Origin of the sequence: Methylobacterium terricola (genome assembly GCF_006151805.1) — a bacterium.
GTDB lineage: Bacteria > Pseudomonadota > Alphaproteobacteria > Rhizobiales > Beijerinckiaceae > Methylobacterium > Methylobacterium terricola.
Genome location: NZ_VDDA01000013.1, coordinates 88322 through 107486 on the forward strand (window position 1 = coordinate 88322; position 19165 = coordinate 107486).

At 71.4% G+C, this 19165-nt stretch carries 17 protein-coding genes; 6 read left to right on the forward strand and 11 right to left on the reverse strand.

What is annotated here, in order from left to right; translation table 11 throughout:
- Nucleotides 1-70: 70 nt before the first annotated feature.
- Nucleotides 71-1207 carry a carboxylate-amine ligase gene (locus FF100_RS23575; protein WP_139038206.1) on the forward strand — a complete coding sequence of 379 codons (1137 nt, stop codon included), beginning with the start codon at nucleotides 71-73 and terminating at the stop codon, nucleotides 1205-1207.
- Nucleotides 1208-1449: 242 nt separating this feature from the next.
- Here the strand turns inward: FF100_RS23575 and pucL are convergent, their stop codons facing one another.
- Nucleotides 1450-2286, reverse strand: coding sequence for a factor-independent urate hydroxylase (gene pucL, locus FF100_RS23580; RefSeq protein ID WP_139038207.1), 837 nt, complete (start codon nucleotides 2284-2286; stop codon nucleotides 1450-1452).
- Between the two features lie 24 nt (nucleotides 2287-2310).
- Nucleotides 2311-3711, reverse strand: a complete 1401-nt coding sequence (locus tag FF100_RS23585) for a nucleobase:cation symporter-2 family protein (protein ID WP_139038208.1) — start codon at nucleotides 3709-3711, stop codon at nucleotides 2311-2313.
- Nucleotides 3712-3971: 260 nt separating this feature from the next.
- Between FF100_RS23585 and rnhA the strand changes: the two genes are divergently transcribed.
- A complete protein-coding gene (gene rnhA / locus FF100_RS23590; protein WP_139038209.1) occupies nucleotides 3972-4661 on the forward strand; it encodes a ribonuclease HI in 690 nt (229 codons plus the stop codon).
- Nucleotides 4662-4894: 233 nt separating this feature from the next.
- On the opposite strand, the gene FF100_RS23595 is transcribed toward rnhA, so the two are convergent.
- The 6 genes from FF100_RS23595 to FF100_RS23620 form a co-directional block, all read right to left on the reverse strand.
- A complete protein-coding gene (locus FF100_RS23595; RefSeq protein ID WP_139038210.1) occupies nucleotides 4895-7231 on the reverse strand; it encodes an MHYT domain-containing protein in 2337 nt (778 codons plus the stop codon).
- A 147-nt stretch (nucleotides 7232-7378) separates the two neighbouring features.
- A complete protein-coding gene (locus FF100_RS23600) occupies nucleotides 7379-8407 on the reverse strand; it encodes an aldo/keto reductase (RefSeq protein WP_139038211.1) in 1029 nt (342 codons plus the stop codon).
- A 170-nt stretch (nucleotides 8408-8577) separates the two neighbouring features.
- Nucleotides 8578-9207, reverse strand: coding sequence for a hypothetical protein (locus FF100_RS23605; protein ID WP_139038212.1), 630 nt, complete (start codon nucleotides 9205-9207; stop codon nucleotides 8578-8580).
- Entirely contained in the window at nucleotides 9185-9706 is a 522-nt protein-coding gene (locus tag FF100_RS23610; protein WP_246102282.1) for a c-type cytochrome, read from the reverse strand. Before FF100_RS23610 ends, FF100_RS23605 begins: the two co-directional genes overlap by 23 nt.
- 71 nt (nucleotides 9707-9777) lie before the next feature.
- A complete protein-coding gene (locus tag FF100_RS23615; protein WP_139038213.1) occupies nucleotides 9778-11547 on the reverse strand; it encodes a PQQ-dependent dehydrogenase, methanol/ethanol family in 1770 nt (589 codons plus the stop codon).
- A gap of 85 nt (nucleotides 11548-11632) precedes the next feature.
- Nucleotides 11633-12139, reverse strand: coding sequence for a copper chaperone PCu(A)C (locus tag FF100_RS23620; RefSeq protein WP_139038214.1), 507 nt, complete (start codon nucleotides 12137-12139; stop codon nucleotides 11633-11635).
- 209 nt (nucleotides 12140-12348) lie between these two features.
- Here FF100_RS23620 and FF100_RS23625 point away from each other — a divergent pair, with 209 nt between their 5' ends.
- The 3 genes from FF100_RS23625 (at nucleotide 12349) to FF100_RS23635 (ending at nucleotide 15938) form a co-directional block, all read left to right on the forward strand.
- Entirely contained in the window at nucleotides 12349-12795 is a 447-nt protein-coding gene (locus tag FF100_RS23625) for a cupin domain-containing protein (RefSeq protein ID WP_139038215.1), read from the forward strand.
- A 69-nt stretch (nucleotides 12796-12864) separates the two neighbouring features.
- The gene (locus FF100_RS23630; RefSeq protein ID WP_139038216.1) at nucleotides 12865-13650 is read left to right on the forward strand and encodes an SDR family NAD(P)-dependent oxidoreductase; all 786 of its coding nucleotides are present in this window, start codon (nucleotides 12865-12867) and stop codon (nucleotides 13648-13650) included.
- A gap of 122 nt (nucleotides 13651-13772) precedes the next feature.
- A complete protein-coding gene (locus FF100_RS23635) occupies nucleotides 13773-15938 on the forward strand; it encodes a TonB-dependent receptor (protein WP_139038217.1) in 2166 nt (721 codons plus the stop codon).
- A 473-nt stretch (nucleotides 15939-16411) separates the two neighbouring features.
- Here FF100_RS23635 and FF100_RS23640 read toward each other — a convergent pair whose 3' ends face one another.
- Complete coding sequence (locus FF100_RS23640; protein WP_139038218.1) at nucleotides 16412-16741, reverse strand: DUF6949 family protein; 330 nt, start codon at nucleotides 16739-16741, stop codon at nucleotides 16412-16414.
- 277 nt (nucleotides 16742-17018) lie between these two features.
- Between FF100_RS23640 and FF100_RS23645 the strand changes: the two genes are divergently transcribed.
- Nucleotides 17019-17774, forward strand: a complete 756-nt coding sequence (locus tag FF100_RS23645) for a hypothetical protein (RefSeq protein ID WP_139038219.1) — start codon at nucleotides 17019-17021, stop codon at nucleotides 17772-17774.
- A 5-nt stretch (nucleotides 17775-17779) separates the two neighbouring features.
- Here FF100_RS23645 and FF100_RS23650 read toward each other — a convergent pair whose 3' ends face one another.
- Together FF100_RS23650 and cysE are read right to left on the reverse strand one after the other, a co-directional pair.
- Nucleotides 17780-17977 (reverse strand): DUF3126 family protein, encoded by a 198-nt coding sequence (locus tag FF100_RS23650; RefSeq protein ID WP_425463345.1) that lies wholly within the window; start codon nucleotides 17975-17977, stop codon nucleotides 17780-17782.
- Between the two features lie 241 nt (nucleotides 17978-18218).
- A complete protein-coding gene (gene cysE, locus FF100_RS23655; RefSeq protein ID WP_139038221.1) occupies nucleotides 18219-19058 on the reverse strand; it encodes a serine O-acetyltransferase in 840 nt (279 codons plus the stop codon).
- Between the last annotated feature and the right edge of the window lie 107 nt (nucleotides 19059-19165).

Here is a 19165-nt window from a genome sequence, read left to right on the forward strand (position 1 = left end):
GCCGCCCCGCGGTGCCGGCCGATTCGCAAGCCGGCCGCCGCGGCCCGCTGTTGCCGGAGGTTCTGTGCGTATGCGAGCGGAATTCGACATTTCCCTCGAGGAGGAGGTGTTCATCAACGATGCGGGCAAGCGCGACGCCGCCCGGGCCCGCACCCGCGACTTCCTCACCGCCTGCCGGGCCGCCCACCCGCAGGTGCGCGCCGAATTGATGGAGCCGCAGCTGGTCTGGGCCACCGAGCCGGTGAGCGACCTCGCCGAGGCGCGGCGCGTGCTCGCGGGGCTGCGCAGCGCCCTCGGGGCGCTGGCTTCGGCCCGGGGTCTCGCCCTGATGGCGTCGGGCACGCATCCGCTCGCGCAATGGAGCCGGGTGCGCCCGCGCGACCAGGCCGCCCGGGGCCGGGTGCTGCGCGACCTCCAGATGGTTGGCAGCCGCACCGTGGTCTGCGGCCTCAGCGTTGGGGTCGGGGTGCCGGCGGGCGTGTCGCGGATCGACCTGATGAACCGCCTCCAGCCGTTCCTGCCGCTGCTGCTGGCCCTCTCGACCTCGTCGCCGTTCTGGCAGGCGCAGCGCACCGGGCTCCTCGGCTACCGCCTCGCCGCCGCGCGGGAACTGCCCCGCAGCGGGCTGCCGCCCCTGTTCCGCGACGAGGCGGATTACGCGCGCTACCTCGACACCGTGGTGGGGGCCGGCGCCATCGACGATCCGCGCCACGTCTGGTGGGTGCTCTGCCCCTCGCCGACCGGCCCCGGCCTCGACCTGCGCATCGCCGACAGCTGCACCCGCCTCGACGACGCGGTCGCCATCGCGGCTCTGTATCGTTGCCTGGTGCGCCGCCTCGCCGACGAGCCGGCACGCCACCGCGACCTCACCGGCGCCTCGCAGGCGATCGCGGCGGAGAATTGCTGGCGGGCACAGCGCTACGGCATCCACGGCAGCTTCGTCTGCGAGGAGACGCGGACGGCGCGGCCGGTGGCGACGGTGCTCGCGGAGACGCTCGCCCTCGTCGCCGGAGATGCCCGGGCCCTGGGCTGCGAGGCCGAGCTCGACCTCGCCCGCTGGATCGTCGCCCGCGGCACCAGCGCCGACCGCCAGCTCGCCCTGTTCACCGAGGCGCAAGGCCGCGGCCTGCCGCCGCGGGAGGCGCTTGCCGAGGTGGTGGACTGGCTGACGGCCGAGACGGTGGGGGCGAACCCGACGCGGCATTGAGGGGGTGGGGACGGTCTCTGCCACACCCTCCCCGTTCCCGGACGACTGCAGCGTCAGCGGAAGGAGATCCGGGATCCAGGGGAGATGTGCCGCGAAGCGGCTCTGCCGACTGCAACGGTGTACAGAAGCGGATGCTTCGCGACTTCTTGTGCTGGATCCCGGATCTCCTTCCACTTCGTTCCAGTCGTCCGGGAAAGGGCGTGGTGCTCACTTAAAAACGGCAAGCGTTCGATCGTCTGTCGTCACCGCCCGACCGTGCACTCGATCTGCCCATGCGGCTCGTCCGTCGCGATGAACACCTGGTTCGGGTTGTCCATCCCGAACGGCGCCAGGTTCGCCAGCAGGTAATGCTTGTTCGGGCAGGCGAGCGTGATCGTCGCGATCTCGGGCACCGCCGCGAGCGCCGCCGTGCCCATCCGGTAAAGGCTGTCCTGCAGGCTGTGGCTGTAGCTGCCGGCAAAGACCCGCAGCAGCGTCTCGAGGATCAGCGCGTTCGCGGCCTCGTAATCGGCAGGCTCCGAGGACCACGCCCAGGACGCCTCCATGCTGGTGGCGGCGATGCGGTCGTGGGTCTCGGGGATGGTGGTGTAGGGATCCTTGACGTAGTTGGCCCAGCCCGATTCCGTGCTCTTCAGGAAGGTGAAGCCGGAGAGCCCGGATTCCACGCTCGCGCCGTCGCGGGACAGGACGACCCGGGCGAAGGGCTGGCCGTTGCCGTCGAGGGTGAAGGTGTGGGCATGGGCCGCGCCGTCGACCGCGAGGCGGTTCCAGCGGGTCTCGTGGCCGGTGACGGTGGCGGTCTCCATCTGCGCGTAGCTGTCCAGCAGGCGTTGCGCCACCGCGCGGCAGAACGCCTCCGCCGGCAGGGTCGGGCTCTCGCGGGCGACGATATAGACGACGTTCTTGATCGTGTCGGTCGAGACGGTGGGGCTGTTGTCGGCGTCGGTGAAGGTGCGGTCGAAGGCGCCGGTCAGCATCGCCTTCACGCTCAGCTCCCGGACCTCGTGCCGGTCGCCGTCGCGATGGACGCGCATCACCCGCACCCGGCCCTTGCCGTAGGTCTTGTGCAGCAGGGTCATCGGTACCTCGTACGATCAGAGAACTCAGACGTGCTCGGCCGCAGCGGCCGCGGCCGACGCATCCCGGCCCGCCTGCTCGGTGCTGCCGACGCCGTTGAAGAAGGCGTTGAGCACCACCGCGGCGATCGAAGCGAGGAGGATGCCCGATTCGAGCAGCGGATGCAGCGCGTGCGGCAGGTTGCGGAAGAAGGTCGGGGCGACGAGCGGGATCATGCCGAAGCCGACCGCGATCGCCACCACGAACTGGTTCTTCGGCTGGCCGCGGAAATCGACCGCCGTGAGGATGCGGGCGCCGGTCGCCGCCACCATGCCGAACATGACGAGGCCCGCGCCGCCCAGCACCACCTGCGGCACCGCCTCGACCAGGGCCGCCATCTTCGGCAGGAGGCCGAGCGCCAGCATGATGACGCCGCCCGCGACCGTGACGAAGCGCGAGCGCACCCCTGTCACCCCGACGAGACCGACATTCTGCGAGAACGAGGTGTAGGGAAAGGTGTTGAAGACACCCCCCAGCAGCGTGCCGAGGCCGTCGGCGCGCAGGCCCCGGGCGAGGTCCTTCTGGCCGACCGGCCGTCCGGTGATCTCGCCGAGCGCCAGGAACATGCCGGTCGATTCGATCATCACCACGATCATCACCACGCACATCGTGGCGATCGGCACCAGGTGGAATTGCGGCCAGCCGAAATGGAACGGCAGCACCGGGGCGAACCAGGGCGCCGCCGCGACCTTGTCGAGATGCATCAGGCCGAGCATCGCCGCCAGGACGGAGCCGGCGATGATGCCGACGAGCACCGCGACGTTGGCGAGGAAGCCCCGCCCCCAGCGGATCAGCGCCAGGATGAGGAGCAGCACCAGGAAGGCGATGCCGAGACCGCCGGCCTGGGCGTAGTTCGGGTTCGGGAAGGCGGCGGGCACGCCGTCGACCATCCTCGTCAGCGTCGGCTGGCCGCCGCCGGCCCAGTTGATGCCGACCCGCATCAGCGAGATGCCGATGACCAGGATGATCGTGCCGGTGACCACCGGCGGGAACAGCGGCAGCAGGCGGCTGACATAGGGCGCGACCAGGAGGCCGAACACGCCCGCCGCGATCACCGAGCCGTAGATGCCGAGCAACCCGACATCCGGCGTCGCGGCCATCGACAGCATCGGGCCGACCGACGCGAAGGTCACGCCCATCATCACCGGCAGGCGGATGCCGACGCCCGGGAATCCCGCCGACTGGATCAGGGTCGCGAGACCGCAGGCGAACAGGTCGGCGCTGATCAGGAAGGCGACCTCTTCGGGGCGAAGACCCAGCGCCCGGCCGATGATCAGCGGCACCGCCACCGCGCCGGCGTACATGACCAGTACGTGCTGCACGGCGAGCGGTATCAGGCGGGCCGGCGGCAGCATCTCCTCGACGGCGTCGGCGGGCTCGACTGGCATGGGGGCGTCTCTTCTTTCGGTATCCGAGGGTCAAGGCGGAGGAGCCGACTGCGACGCCCCTGCGTCGGACCGGCGCCTCATCATCGCGCATCCTGGCCGTGCCGCAAGCGCCGTGCCAGCGCCTGCCGGGTTGCGGTGCCGGCCGCCTGGGTATTTGTTCACCATTCCGGGCCGAATGTGCCCGCGCGGCCGGCAGCCCGCGACCCGTCAGGGGTGGGGCGCGGCCGCGTTCCGTCGTGACGTGCGAGCAAAAGGCAGCCATGCGAACCATCGTGTATGCGGACGGCGGCTGCGATCCCAATCCCGGCCCGGGCGGCTGGGGCGTGGTGATTCAGGCGCCGGAGGGGCCGGTCGAGCTGTGCGGCGGCGAGACGCAGAGCACCAACAACCGCATGGAGCTGACCGCGGCGATCCGGGCGCTGGAGCATTTCCCCGAGGGCGCCGCGATCGAGATGCGGTGCGACAGCCAGTACGTGGTGAAGTCGGTCACCGAGTGGATCCGCGGCTGGAAGCTCAAGGGCTGGCGCACCACCACCGGCCCGGTGAAGAACGTCGAGCTGATGCAGCGCCTCGACGAGCTGGCGGCGCGGCGCGACGTGCGCTGGGTCTGGGTGAAGGGCCATGCCGGCGAGGCCGGCAACGAGCGCGCCGACCGGCTGGCGGCGCAAGGCCGGCGCCAGGCCCTCGGGCTGCCGCCGCGGCCGGACATCGCCCCGGCCCGGACGTCGGCCGTACCCGCCGCTGCGGCGCCGACCGCGGAGCCGGCACCCCGCGGCACCGCGATCCCGGTCGAGGGCGGATTGGGCCTGCGGCTCGCCCGCGCGGCCAAGCAAGCCGGCACCACGCCGCAGGCCTATGCCGACGAGGTCCTGCGCCTCGCCCTCGATCTCGGGCCCGAGGGGCTGGCGCTCCTGCGCGAGGCCAAGGCCCGGAAGGCGCCGGCGGCGTGAGGTGGCGCAACGAGGTCGAGGTGAACTGACGGTTCCACCGCGCCACGTCATCCCGTGGCCCGGCGCAGCCGGGACCCCGGGATCCGCAGCCGCCGAGGTTTCAGGACAAGGCGGATCGGATTCCGCTTTGTCCGGCCCCGTCGGCGGTCAGGGATCCCGGGTTCCGCTGCGCGGCCGCGGGACGACGCGGAGGGTGGCGGAACCACCGCGGAAAGACCGGGGCAGCCCGCCCCTCACGCGCTCTTCGGGAACGGCACCACCTTGCCCGACCCGGCCGCCTCGTGCGCCGCGCCCCGCATCACCGCCTCGATCATCCGGGCGAGCGTCGCCTGGTCGTAGGGCTTGGCCAGGCGCGGCAGCTCGATCGCATCGTCGGGGGACAGGTCGGCATAGCCGGTGGCGAGGATCACCTTGAGGCCGGGCCGCTCGGCCGTGACGCGGGCGGCGAGCTGGAGGCCGGTCATGCCCGGCATGGCGTGGTCGGTGAGCACCAGGTCGAGGGTGCGGGCGCGGCGCATCAGGTCCAGCGCCTCCGGGCCGGAGCGGGCCTCGATCACCCGGTGGCCGAGATCCTCGAGCATCGCGGCGCTGTTCTCGAGCACCAGGGGGTCGTCGTCGACGACGAGGACGACGCGGGAGACCGAGACCGGTATGGCCGCGCCCGGGGACGCGAGGCCCCGCCAGGCCGGTGCGTCCGCGACGAGGCCGGCCGCCGCCGCGACCGGGAGCCAGATCTCGGCGGTCGTGCCGCTTCCGGGGCGGCTGCGCAGGACGAGCCGGCCCTGCGACTGCGCCGCCAGGCCGTGCACCATCGAGAGGCCGAGGCCCGTGCCCTTGCCGACGCCCTTGGTGGTGAAGAACGGCTCCTGCGCCCGGGCGAGCGTCGCCTCGTCCATGCCGGTGCCGGTATCGGTGACCGACAGGCAGAGCATGGCGGTCCCGCCCTCCCCCTCTCGGTCGCCCTGCTGCTCCAGCCGCCCCGCGACCACGATGGTGCCGCCCTCCGGCATCGCGTCGCGGGCATTGACCACGAGGTTGAGCAGCGCGAGCTCGAGCTGGTGGGCATCGACCAGGGCCCGCGGCAGGCTCGGCGAAAACCGCGTCTCGATGCGCATGCCCGGCCCGGTCGAGCGCTGCAGCAGGTCGGCCATGTCGCGGACCAGGCGGGCGAGGTCGATCGCCTCCGGGCGAAGCTCTTGGCGCCGGGCGAAGGCGAGCATGCGCTGGGTCAGCGCCGCACCGCGCTCGGCGCCCTGGACGGCGTTGTCGAGCAGGCGCAGCAGGCGAGGATCGTCGGGCAGGCGCTTGCGCATCAGTTCCAGGCTGCCCAGCACCGCCATCAGCAGGTTGTTGAAGTCGTGGGCGACGCCGCCGGTGAGCTGGCCCAGAGCCTCCATCTTGCGGGCCTGGGCGAGGGCAGCCTGCGCCTGCTCCAGGGCCTCTTGCGCCGCCTTGCGCTCGGTGATGTCGCGGGTGACCTTTGCGAAGCCGACGAGGCGGCCGTCCTCGCCGACGATCGGATCGATGACGACGCTGGCCCAGAACCGCGTGCCGTCCCGGCGCACCCGCCAGCCCTCGGCCTCGAACTTGCCGCTCCCGATCGCGGTGGCGAGGGCCCGGCCGGGCACGCCCGCCTCCCGGTCCTCCGCGGTGTAGAAGCACGAGAAGTGGGTGCCGACGATCTCCTCAGCCTCATAGCCCTTGATGCGGCGGGCGCCGGCATTCCAGTTCGCCACCACCCCGTCGCGGTCGAGCATGAAGATCGCGTAGTCGGTCACGCTTTCCAGGAGCAGGCGGTAGCGCTCCTCGCTGGCGCGCAGGGCCGCGGCCTCGCGGGCGGCCTGCTCGGAGAAGCGGCGGTCGATCGTGGCGGCGAGCAGCGCCAGCGCCAGGACCAGGAAGGTCACCGCGGTGACGCCCGCGGCGAGGCGGATCTGGTCGAAGCCCCCGTCCAGGCCGACCTGCGGGGCGTCGTCGCCGTGGGCGAAATGCACGCCCCGCATCGCGGCGTAGTGCATGCCCGCGATGGCGAGCCCCATCGCGCCCGCGCCGACGACGCGGGCACCGGCACCGCTCTCCCGCCGCGCGAGCCCGATCGCCACGGTGGCGGCCCCGACCGCGATCAGCACCGAGGCGGCGACCCAGGCCGGGTCGTAATCCGGCGGCGCCGGCAGGCGCATCGCCGCCATGCCGGTATAGTGCATGCCCACGATGCCGAGGCCGGTCACGCACCCCGCCAGGGCGACCGCCCGCATCCCGCCGCCCGGCCTCTGGGCGATGGCGAGGCCGACGGTCGTCACCGCGACGGGGAGCCCCAGGGAGAGGAGCGTCAGGCCGAGATCGTAGGTGATCGCGGCGCCCGGCAGGCGGAGGGCCAGCATGCCGACGAAGTGCATCGACCAGACGCCGCCGCCGAGCACGACGGCCGCGGTCGCCAGCCAGGCCTGCCGGACCCAGCCGATCGCGGCCTGCATCCGGCCGGCAAGGTCGAGCGCGACGTAGGAGGCCAGCATCGCGATCGCGATCGACAGCACGACGAGAGTCGGGTCGTGAACGCCGGCATGCTCCATCGGGCACCTCAAGGCTCGCGCGGGCGGTTGCCGCGCCCCGGCCCAGCCCGGGGTGCGACGAACCGTCTGTCTACCGCAGGCTGCCGCCCGGCGCGATGCACGAGACAGTCTCGTGCAATCGTACGTATGCAGTTTTAAGTTGTATCCTTACCAGGTCGTGGGTTTCGGATTGCGCTCGTCGAATCCCTTCTGGTGCCAGTAGGGGTAGATCGGCGTCTCCTGGCTCGCCGCGTCGAGGCGGGCGATCTGGGCCGGGTCGAGGGTCCAGCCGACGGCGCCGAGATTCTGCGTCAGCTGCTCCTCGTTGCGGGCACCGACGACGATGTTGGCCACCGTCGGGCGGCTGAGCAGCCAGTTGAGCGCCACCTGCGCCGGCTTGCGTCCGGTCTCGGCCGCGACCGCGTCGAGGACGTCGACGATCCGGAACAGCGCCTCGTCGGCGACCGGCGGCCCGCCCTCGGCGCCGCCGGCGGCGATCCGGCCGCTGGCATTGGCGCCGCGGCGGATCTTGCCGGTGAGGCGGCCCCAGCCGAGCGGGCTCCAGACCATCAGGGCGACGCCCTGGTCGAGGCCGAGCGGCATCAGCTCCCACTCGTAGTGCCGGCCGACCAGCGAGTAATAGCCCTGATAGGCGACGTAGCGCGCGAGCCCGTAGCGCTCGGAGGTGCCGAGCGCCTTCATCAGCTGCCAGCCGGAGAAGTTCGAGGCGCCGATATAGCCGATCTTGCCGGCCCGGACGAGATCGTCGAGGGCGCGCAGGGTCTCGTCGACGGGGGTGAGCGCGTCGAAGCCGTGCATGAAGTAGACGTCGATATGGTCGGTGCCGAGGCGCTTCAGGCTGGCCTCGCAGGCGCGCACCAGGTGGTAGCGCGACGAGCCCTTCTCGTTCGGGCCCTCGCCCGTCGGGAAGGTCGCCTTGGTGGAGATCAGCGCCCGGTCGCGCTTGCCCTTGAGCGCCTGGCCGAGGATCTCCTCGGACGCGCCCTGCGAGTAGACGTCGGCGGTGTCGAAGAAATTGACGCCGGCATCGAGGCACAGGTCGACCATCCGGCTCGCCTCGGCGACGTCGGTCTGGCCCCAGCGCTGGAAGAACTCGTTGCTGCCGCCGAACGTGCCGGTGCCGAGGCTCAGGACCGGGACCTTGAGGCCGGAACGGCCGAACTGCCGGTATTCCATGGGAGAACCCTCATCCGTTCGCCGGGCCGCGCGGCGGCCCGGATTGCCGCGGGATGAGGGGTGTCTTAGGCGCCGACCAGGCGACGACAACCCGGGCGGGCGCCGGCCGGGGGCGCGCCGGGGACGGGGCCCGTCCCGCCACCCGCCGGGCCGGCCTGCGATCGCCCGGCCTACTGCGTCGCCGCCACCACGATCCGGCTGCGGCTTATGAAGGCGCGCGGGTCGGCGCCGACATGGCTGTAGAGGTCGCGGGTCACCGTCACGCTCTTCGGCCCCAGGGCCTTGCGGCATTCCTCCTTGACGAAGGTCTCGCCGAGCGGGGTCTCGTCGCCGGCGGGCTTGCCCTCGGCGCAGGTCCAGCCGTCCTCGCCCCAATGGCCGCGGGCCTGGAGCCCGAGCAGGTGGCCCTTCTTGCGCAGGTAGAGCGGCACCGCGTCGTCGGTCTCGATGACCAGCCCGTCGACCCGGGCGTCGTCGCCGACGAGCAGCGTCAGGCGGGCCGGATGGCCGCCGACCCTCGTGCCGTTGCGGGTGGTGCCCTCGGCGTAGGAGAAGCCGATGGCGCGCAGCCCTTTGGTATCCGCCGGGCAGCCGCGCCAGTCGCCCCATCCGGACAGCGTGCGGGCCGGCGCGCCCTCGCGGCAGGCGAGGTCGGCATAGCCCTTGGGCGAGATCTCCGAGACCGGCATCCCGACCCGGATGTCGCGCAGGTCGGGCGCATCCGGGCCGGCGGCGAGCACCGGGCCGGCGCAGATGAGCGCGAGGAGAGCCGCGAGTTCAGTGCAAGGCCGACGGAGCATCGGAGCCCTCCTTCTTGCGGTAGATGTCGCAGGCCCGGGAGGTGGCGCCGAAGAAGGCGGTGCATTCCTCCAGGGTCGGCTCGCCCTTGCCCTTGAGCTGGGTGACGACGTAGGTCGCCACCGCGTCGATCTCCGGGGCGCGCAGGAACACCGCCGTCTCCGGCGGCATGTTCGTGCCCATATCGGCCTTCAGCGAATCGAAGCACTTCACCGTGTCGTAGGCGCCGCGCAGGTGGTAGGGCATGCCGGTGCCGGGTCGGCCGCAGCGCACCACCTCGGCGACCTGATCCTTGTCGAGCTGCGTCTTGCGCAGCGACAGGGCCTCGCCGCCATAGCCGCCCCCGCCGCCGCCATGCCACTTGTGGCAGCCCGAGCAGGCCTTCTTGAACACCGCGAGGTCGCCCTCGCCCGCGCTGGTCCGGGCCGATTGCGCCCAGGCCGGGGCGGCGAGCGCCCAGCCGACGAGCAGCACCGGCAACACCATTGTCCGCATCCGCATGAACCTCGTGCCCATGAACTCTTGAGGCGGCGGGGCGCTCGACCGCGCCCCGCCTCCCGAAGGGATTCCGCTCAGAGGGCGAAGACGTAGAGCATCGATCCGGTCTGGATGTTCTTCAGCTCCGGGGTCGAATCGATGAACCACTTGTCCCAGGCACCGCCGAGGCCGACCAGGATCGCCATGTACTGCTTGCCGTCGACCGTGAAGGTCATCGGCGGCGCGTTGACGCCGCCGCCGGTGCGGAACTCCCACAGCTTCTCGAGGCTCTTGGCATCCATCGCCATCACCCCGCCCGAGGGCTCGCCGGTGAAGACGAGGTCGGGCGTCGCCAGCATGCCGCCCAGCAGCGGGAACTGGGTCTCGTGCTTGCCGGCGACCTTGCCGGTCTTCACGTCGATCGCCGTCACGCTGCCGGTGATCCGGAACGGCTGGCTCGGCCCGCCGCCGGTGAAGAACTCCCGCGGCTTGAGGTTGGCCTGCGTCATCGCCTCGTGGGTGACGCGGTTGCAGCTCTCGATGACCGGGATGTACCAGTATTGCAGGTTCGGGTTGTAGGCGGTCGGCGGCCAGTTCTTGCCGCCCATGTTGCCGGGGCAGAAATCGGCGTTCTTGTTCTCGGCCGAAGGCGTCGCCGCCGGGTTGTAGCGCTGCACGTCCTTGTTCGGATCGTACTCGAACGGCTTGCCGGTATCGGGGTTGATGCCCTTGGTCCAGGTCACCTTCTTGACGAACGGCGTCGCCCACAGGAACTGGCCGTTTGTGCGGTCGACCGCGTAGGCGTGGCCGTTGCGGTCGGCCTCGATGGCGAGCTTGCGCCCGCCGACATCGACGAGCAGGTTCTCCGACACGCTGTCATAATCGTAGGGGTCGTTCGGCGTGTGCTGGAAGTGCCACTTGATCTTGCCGGTCGTGGCGTCGAGGGCGAGCGTCGAGTCGGTGTAGAGGTTGTCGCCGGGGCGGTAGGCGTTGTCCCAGTCCGGGCCCGGATTGCCGGTGCCCCACACGATGGTGTCGGTGTCCGGGTCGTAGGTGCCGGTGACCCAGGTCGAGCCGCCGCCGCTGACCGCCGCGTTGTTCGGGCCCTTCCAGGTCTCGTAGCCCGGCTCGCCCTTGCCCGGGATGGTGTAGGTGCGCCAGACCTCCTTGCCGGTCTTGATGTCGGTGGCGGCGATCCAGCCGCGGATGCCGTACTCGGCGCCGCCGACGCCGGAGATCGCCAGGCCCTTCACGATGAGCGGCGCGCCGGTGATCGTCTCGCCCTTGTCCGGATCGGCGACCTGATGCTGCCACGCGACCTGGCCGGTCTCCTTGTTGGTGGCGATCAGGCGCCCGTCGAGGGTGTGGCTGATCACGAGATCGGCCCAGAGGGCGACGCCGCGGTTGTTGACGCCGCAGCAGGCGACCGCGCCGGCCCATTCGCGATCGGTCTTCGGATCCATCTTCCAGACGAGCTTGCCCTCGCCGCCGCGGGTGTCGATCTTGTAGACCGAGCCCCAGCCGTCGGTGACGTACATCATGCCGTTCTCGACGATCGGCGTCGCCTCGAGCCCGCCATGGCTCCAGATGCCGCCGCCCTCGATGCCGCCGAGATGCATCGTCCAGGCGACCTTGAGATTCTTGACGTTGCCCTTGTTGATCTGGTTCAGCGTCGAGTAGCGGTGACCGGCGAAGTTCTTGTGGTGATGAAGCCAGTTGCCCTCTTCCTTGTCGGCGTTGAGCAGGCGCTCCTGCGTGACGCCGCCCTCGGCGGCGAGCGCTGGAGCGGCGGACGGAGCACCGGCCGTCAAGGCGGCGAGCGAGGTGGCGGCGAGGATGCGCCGCAGGTTGCGGGTCTTCGTCATGGTCGTCTCCTCCGGGCGGCCCCGTTCGGTTTGTCGTCGCCTCAGCGCGGGCCGCCATGCTGCCGGGCGTTTTAGGTATAATTTCCTATCTCGAGGCACGGACCTCCACCGGCACCTCGACGGCGCCGGCCTTGCGGAAGCTCGCCTGGCAGGTGAAGCGCTCGCCCGCGACCAGGGGCTGGCGGGTCTGGAGCAGCATCACGTGCATGCCCTCCGGGGTCAGCGCGGTCTCGCCCGCGGCCTTGACGGCGATGGTCTGGATCGGGCGCTTGGAGGGCGGGCCCTCGCCGCCCTTGTCGACCGTGACCCGCTCGCTGAAATTCGCGAACGGACACCGGAAGCGCACGAGGGAATCGGCCTCGGTGGCGCGGTTCGTCACTGTCAGGTGCAGCGGAATGTCGGAGCCGACCGTCTCGGTCGGGGCGACGAAGGCATGCACCACGTCGATGTCGCCGGCGAATGCCGGGACACGGCCCAGACACAAGGCAACGGCCACGCCTGCGGCGACCTTCCAGAAATAAAGGGGACGCGTCATCAACGGCATGGCGTGGCCGTGACGGCATCGACGAGCGGCATGGATGCTGGCATCCATTATCCTCCCTATTTGGCTCAGCTTCGCCTGTTGGCGGCGAATTGCACGCGAGGGTAGCCGGCGCCGGCATTCCGTCAAGAACGAAGAATAAGGGGCTTCTAAAAAATTGCCCGCGACCGATGCGCCCAGCCCCAGCCTGCCCGCCCCTCCCGCTCGGCCAGGAGCTGCGCTAGCGTGGCGGATCGCGGGGCGTGAGACGGGAGGACGCGATGGCCGACGACGATCCGGGGGCGGGACCGCAGAGCGGCCGCTTCGACATCGGGGCGATCGCCGCCGCCCTGCCCGCCCACGCGACCACGATGCTGGTCGACACCTACCTGACCGACCGGCCGGCGGCGAGCGCCCGGGTGTTCCGGGTCTACCGGCCGACGCCGGCCCATTACCACGCGGGCTGCGACGAGTACCTCTGCGTGCTCTCCGGCCGCGGCACGTTCTGGATCGGCGACGCTTCCGACGAGGCGACGTTCGGCCCGGGCCAGCTGCTGTTCTTCGAGCGCGGCATCGTCCACGCGCTGCCGACGCTCACCGAGGAGCCGGTGGTGTTCCTCTCCGTCGACACGCCGCGCCGCGCGCCGACCGACGTGATCTTCGTCGATCCGGCCACCGGCTCGGCCGAGAGCTTCATGGCACGCAACGCGAAACCCGACCGGGCCTGACGCCGGACCCGGCTTGACCTGCCGGCCCCCGGCCGCGATGCACGGGGCATAACAACGGGAGGACACGGCATGTCGGCTGAGCGGAAGGTGGCCCTGGTCACCGGCGCGGCGCGGGGGATCGGGCTCGCCGCGGCAACCCTGTTCCTGGAGGAGGGCTGGCGCGTCGCCCTCCTCGACATCGACGGCGAGGCGCAAAGCCGCGCGGTGGCGGAACTCGGCCAGGCCGACGACACCATGGCGCTCACCGCCGACGTCGCCGACCCCAAGGCAGTGGCGGCGGCAATCGCCGCCGCGGACGCCCGGTTCGGCCGCCTCGACGCGCTGGTCAACAATGCCGGCACCGCGGTGTTCAAGCCGCTCCTCGACACGACCCACGCCGAATGGGCCCGGGTGCTCGCCGTCAACCTGACCGGCCCGTTCCTGTGCGTACAGGCGGCGGCGCCCGTGATGGCGCGGGGCGGCGGTGGCGCGGTCGTCAACATCACGTCGATCTCGGGGCAACGCGCCTCGACCCTCCGGGTCGCCTACGGCACCAGCAAGGCGGCGCTCAAGCACCTGACCAAGCAGCAAGCGGTCGAGCTCGCGCATCTCGGGATCCGGGTGAATGCCGTCGCGCCGGGTCCGGTGGACACCGCGATGGCCAAGAAGGTCCACAGCCCGGCGATCCGGGCCGATTACCACGATGCGGTGCCGCTCAACCGCTACGGCCTCGAGCGCGAGATTGCCGACGCCATCGTTTACCTGTGCGGCCCGAGGGCGAGCTACGTCACCGGCCAGACCCTGGCGGTCGATGGCGGCTTCGACGCCGCCGGCATCGGCCTGCCGACCCTGCGGCGGGATCTGGCCGCGGGCTGAGCGCCCCTCGTGTTGTAATAACGTTACGCTTGGCGCCTCTCGTACGGGACGCGCCCAGTCCCCCCTTGCCATCCCGCTCACGGCGGCGTGAATGCAATGTTATACCATTTGCAGGGATGGCCATGGGCAAGATCGCCTTGGGGAAGATCGGATCGTCTGGAACGTGCCCGGTGCTGCTGGCCGCCGCCTTCGCCCTCGCGGGCCCGGCGGCGAGGGCCGAGGACATCGCCCTCGACACGATCGACGTGTCGTCGCCGAGCCCGATCGCCGCGCCGGTCACCGGCGGGGCGGGCGGGGGCACGCGGCCGTCGGGCACCTTCCCGGTCGGCGTGCTGCCGGTCGTCACCACCACCTTCTCGCCGGTCACGGTGGTGACGCAAGGCGACATCGTCCGCGAGCAGCCCCGGACGCTCGGCGACGCGCTGTTCGACCGGCCCGGCCTCTCCGCCACGACCTACGCGCCGGGGGCGGCGAGCCGGCCGATCATCCGCGGCCTCGATACCAGCCGGGTGCGGATCCAGGAGAACGGCATCGGCGTCCACGACGTCTCGGATCTCGGCGAGGACCACGCCGTGCCGATCAACCCGCTGGTCGCCAACCGCATCGAGGTGATCCGCGGCCCCGCCTCCCTGCGCTACGGCAGCCAGGCGATCGGCGGCGTGGTCTCGGCCGAGAACAACCGGATCCCGACCTTCATCCCGCCGACCGGCCTCGCCGGCCAGGTCACCACCGGCTATTCCTCGGTCGATAACGGCCGCAACGCCGCCGCGACGGTCGATGCCGGCGGTCAGTCGGTCGCCTTCCACGCCGACGCGTTCCGCACCGCCGCCGACAGCTATGCGACGCCGCTCGGCATCCAGCGCAACTCCGCCAACGAATCCCAGGGCGGCGCGGTCGGGATGTCATACCTGTTCGACCGCGGCTTCGTCGGCCTGTCGTTCAGCCATTACGACGCCCTCTACCAGATCCCTGGCGGCGAGGCCGCCGAGAGCCGCACCCGCCTCGATCCGACCCAGGACAAGCTCCAGGCCAAGGGCGAGTACCGCCCGCTCGAAGGCCCGATCGAGGTGATCCGGTTCTGGGCCGGCGGCTCGACCTACCGCCACAACGAGATCGGCATCGGCGGCGACGGGATCGACGGCATCCAGGCGACCTTCAAGAGCCGCGAGGCGGAGGGGCGGCTCGAGATCCAGCACGTGCCGGTGCTGACCAGCCTCGGCACGCTGACCGGCGCCCTCGGCCTCCAGGCCGACCGGCGGCTGATCGGCACCTCGGGCGAGGCCGGCGGCCTCCTGGCCCCGACCGATTCGCGCAGCAACGCCGTCTACCTGTTCGAGGAACTGGCGCTGGAGCGGGGCCTGCGCCTGCAGGCCGCCGGCCGGATCGAAGGCGCGCGCTCGACCGGCACCGCGACCCTGTTCCCGGGCGACTACGTCCCGGTCGACGGCGAGGATCCGCTCTCCTACGGCCGCCGCCGCCGCTTCGCCCCGAAGAGCGTGAGCTTCGGCGCGCTCCAGGACCTGCCGGAGGGCTTCGTCGCCAGCCTCACCGGCCAGTATGTCGAGCGGGCGCCCTCCGCCTTCGAGCTGTATTCCCGCGGGCCGCACGATGCGACCGAGACCTTCGAGATCGGCGACCCGAACCTGAAGAAGGAGCGCGCCCGCACCATCGAGGCCAGCATCCGCCGCGCCGTCGGCCCGTTCCGCCTCGACGCCACCGGCTACTACACCCGCTATACCGGCTTCATCTACAAGCGCCTGACGGGCCTGCGCTGCGGCGACGATTTCGGCAGCTGCGGCAGCGACGACGAGCTCGCCCAGGTCGTCTACTCGCAGCAGAACGCGACCTTCGCCGGCGCCGAGATCGGCTCGCAGCTCGATCTTCTCCCGATCGGCAACGGCTTTGCCGGCATCGAGGCGCAGTACGACTTCGTGCGCGCCACCTTCGACGACGGCACCTACGTGCCGCGCATCCCGCCGCACCGGGTCGGCGGCGGCGTGTTCGTCCGGGCCGACGGCTGGTACGCGCGGGTGAACCTGCTCCACGCCTTCGCCCATACCGAGACCGCGCCGTACGAGACGCGCACGCCGGGCTACGACAACCTGCGGGCCGAGGTCAGCTACACCAAGGCGTTCGATCCGGCGGTGACCGGCTGGAGCGAGGTGACCCTCGGCCTCCAGGGGACGAACCTCCTCAACGACGTCATCCGCAACTCGGCCTCGTTCAAGAAGGACGAGATCGTGCTGCCGGGCCGGAACGTCAGGCTGTTCCTGACGGCGCGGTTCTGAAGGGTCTGGAATTGACCTGACCAACCGACGGGGTCGACATCGTCGACCTCATCCCGGGCTCCGCCATGCGGCCCAGGGATCACGATGTAATACCGCCGCGCCGTCGAACGGATCCGTTCGACGGCGCAAGGCAAGCCCGAACGGGCGTCGGCGCCGATGCGCCGGACGCCTTGGCATCGACGTGTCGATGCCAAGGCGCGAGGGTATAACACGACACCCGGAGGCGGCGCGGACGGCGAGCGTGCCGGTCAGCGCGACCCCTCCCTCACCTATTCGGCGGTATTAGACTCGGCGTCGCGCTGCCCCGCGCCCGGCCTCTGCCGGCGCATGGACCGCCCTCCCCCGCAGACGAGGGAGGTTCCTGCGTTCCAGCCGTTACTCCCGCACCGACGCAACCCACTGCGTCGTACCGTTGCCCCGGATAACGGGGGAGAGTGTCGGCACCGTCTGAAAAACCGATCGCGTTCCGCCGCTCAGGCCCCCGACACCAGGTGGGCGAGATCGAGCACCACCCGGCCCGAGACCAGGCCCCAGCCGCAGGCGAGGATGGTCGCCAGCATCACGAACGGAATCGGCCGTCCCTCGATCCGCCGCCCGCGCACGGTGTTGCGGAGAATGATGAACGGCGCCCCGAAGGCCAGGAGCGGCAGGGAGACCACCGCCAGCAGGCCGCCGCTCGACAACAGCCCGAAGCTCGCCCGCCGCGCCGTCGCCCATTCGAAGGCGCTCGCCAGGAGCCCGGCGAAGGCAAGGCCGAGGACCAGCGTCTGCAGATGCTCGAGGGCGGAGGGCGAGAGGTTCATGGAAGATGAAAACTCCGAGGGCGTCCGAGTCCCACCCTGCGCCAGGGGCGATTTTTGGTGATGGTTAATTTTTGGTTATCCACAGATCTCTGACCCGGGTCCCATTGCGGGATCGCCCCTGCGTGGAATCGGCTGGCGCCGGCGCGTTCCGACCCGGATCCCTCGCGAATTCGGCGCCTGTCGGTGATTCGGTAAGGAGCCGTTAACGATCGGAGCGGAACGTTCGGGGCGTGCCCGTTCGCGGGCATGGCATCGAACGTAAGCGGAGGCGGGCGCCATGGGGCCTGCACTGAGCGCCACCGCGGCGCGACTGGAACAGGATGGGGTGCGTTCGGCCCGGATCGGCCGGCCCTACGCCACGCTGCACGGCCGGCCGGACGGCGCCCCGCCCCTGCCGGTCTCCCAGCCGGCCGACCGGCGCCTGATGCTGGCGGCGGCGCTCGGGCTCGCCGGGTCGCTCGGCCTGACGGGGCTCGTCGCCGCGTGGCTCGCCCGCCCGCCGGCGCCGTCGGGACCGGTGGTGGTGAGCGCGCTGACGCCGCAGCCCCTGGTGCTGCCAGCAACCTGGATCGTGCGGCCCGGTACCGCCGCCGAAGCGTCGCCCGACCGGATCGATTCCAAGAACAGGATAGACTTGGCGATTCCCTGGACCGAGCTGACCGGCAGCGTCCTGCCCGGCCTGATGCGGGTGACCGCGACCCGCGCGCCCGAGACCGAGGCCCCGTTGAGCCCGGCGCGGCGCTATGCCCGCTTCCTCACCGCCGAGGCGCAGCCGATGCCCGAGGGGCTGATGCGCCGGCGCTTCCGGGCCGGCACGCCGTTCGAGGGCGAGGATCTCTACCTCGCGGAAGGCGAGGGCCGGCGCTTCGCGGCGCGGTGCGCCACCGGCCGGGTGCCGGAGCCGGACGCCGCCTGCCTGAGCGAGGTCCGGATCGGCACGCTCTCTTTGCGCCTGCGCTTCTCGGCCGAGCGGCTGCCGGCCTGGAATGCCGGCCTCGCCGGGCTGGAGCGGCTGTTCGCGCCCGATCCGTGACGGGACTATTCGTCGAGATCGGTGTCGAGGATCGCCATCGAGAAGTTGAACGAGCGGTCGCCGTCCTCATCGTCGACCGACAGCACGCCGACGAATTCCTCACCGATATAGACCTCGGCCGAGTCGGTCTTCTTCGGGCGGCCGACGAGCCGGATGTTGTGGTTCGCGAAAGTGCGGCGAAGGTAGCCTTCCACCTTCGTCATCTCGATCTTGTTCACGCTGGCCTCTTCACGCGCTTGGCGGGGCTCCCGCCACCGGAGCGATCCGGCGCGGGCGCATGCCGCCTTCAACGAGGACCCCGCACGCGGGCGCGGGATGCGACGACGCCCCCTCCCCGCCGGGCCGCGGGGGCTCTCCAGGGGGCGGCTTGAGGCCCCCGCCTTGCCACGGCGGCGCCGGCCCGGCAAGGCGGCTTGCGCCGCAAACGGGCCTCCGGGGGCGTTCTCAGATCCCGTCCATCAGGTGGATGAACTGGTCCATGGCGCGGGCCGGGTCGGAGCAGCCGGCCGAGCCGACCACCCGGGCCGGCACGCCGACCACCGTGGTGCAGGGCGGCACCGCCTGCAGCACCACCGAGCCGGCGGCGACCCGGGCCCGGGCCCCGACTTCGATGTTGCCGAGGATCTTGGCGCCGGCGCCGATCATCACGCCCTGGCGGATCTTCGGGTGGCGATCGCCGCCATGCTTGCCGGTGCCGCCGAGGGTGACGTCGTGCAGCATCGAGACCTCGTCCTCGATCACCGCCGTCGAGCCGACGACGAGGCCGGTGGCGTGGTCGAGGAAGATGCCGCGGCCGATCCGCGCCGCCGGGTGGATGTCGGTCTGGAACACCTCCGACGACCGGCTCTGCAGGTAGAGCGCGAGGTCGCGGCGGCCGCGGGTCCACAGCCAGTGGCCGAGGCGGTGCGCCTGGATGGCGTGGAAGCCCTTGAAGTACAGGACCGGCTCGATCGCCCGGCCGGCGGCCGGATCGCGGTCGATCACCGCGCCGATATCGGCCCGGAAGGCCTGGCCGATGCCGGGATCGTCGGCCACCGCCTCGCCGAAGCTCTGGGCGATGAGATCGGCGGTGAGCGCCGGGTGGCCGAGCCGCGAGGCGACCCGGTGGGCCACCGCCGATTCGAGGGTGGCGTGGTTGAGCACGCTGGCGAACAGGAACGAGGCCAGGCGCGGCTCATCGCGCATCACGGACTCGGCCTCCTGGCGCAGCCGCCGCCAGACCGGATCGACGGTGCCGGCGACCGGATCGGGGCCGGGGCTGATGGAAGCGGGACTGGACGACAACGGCCTTCTCCTCGGCGGCGGCGGCGGGCGAACGAACCTCCACCGGCCGCGCGGATTCGCGACGGAACTCTCTCCTCCATAGCGTGGAGAGGCGGGCCCGGTTCATC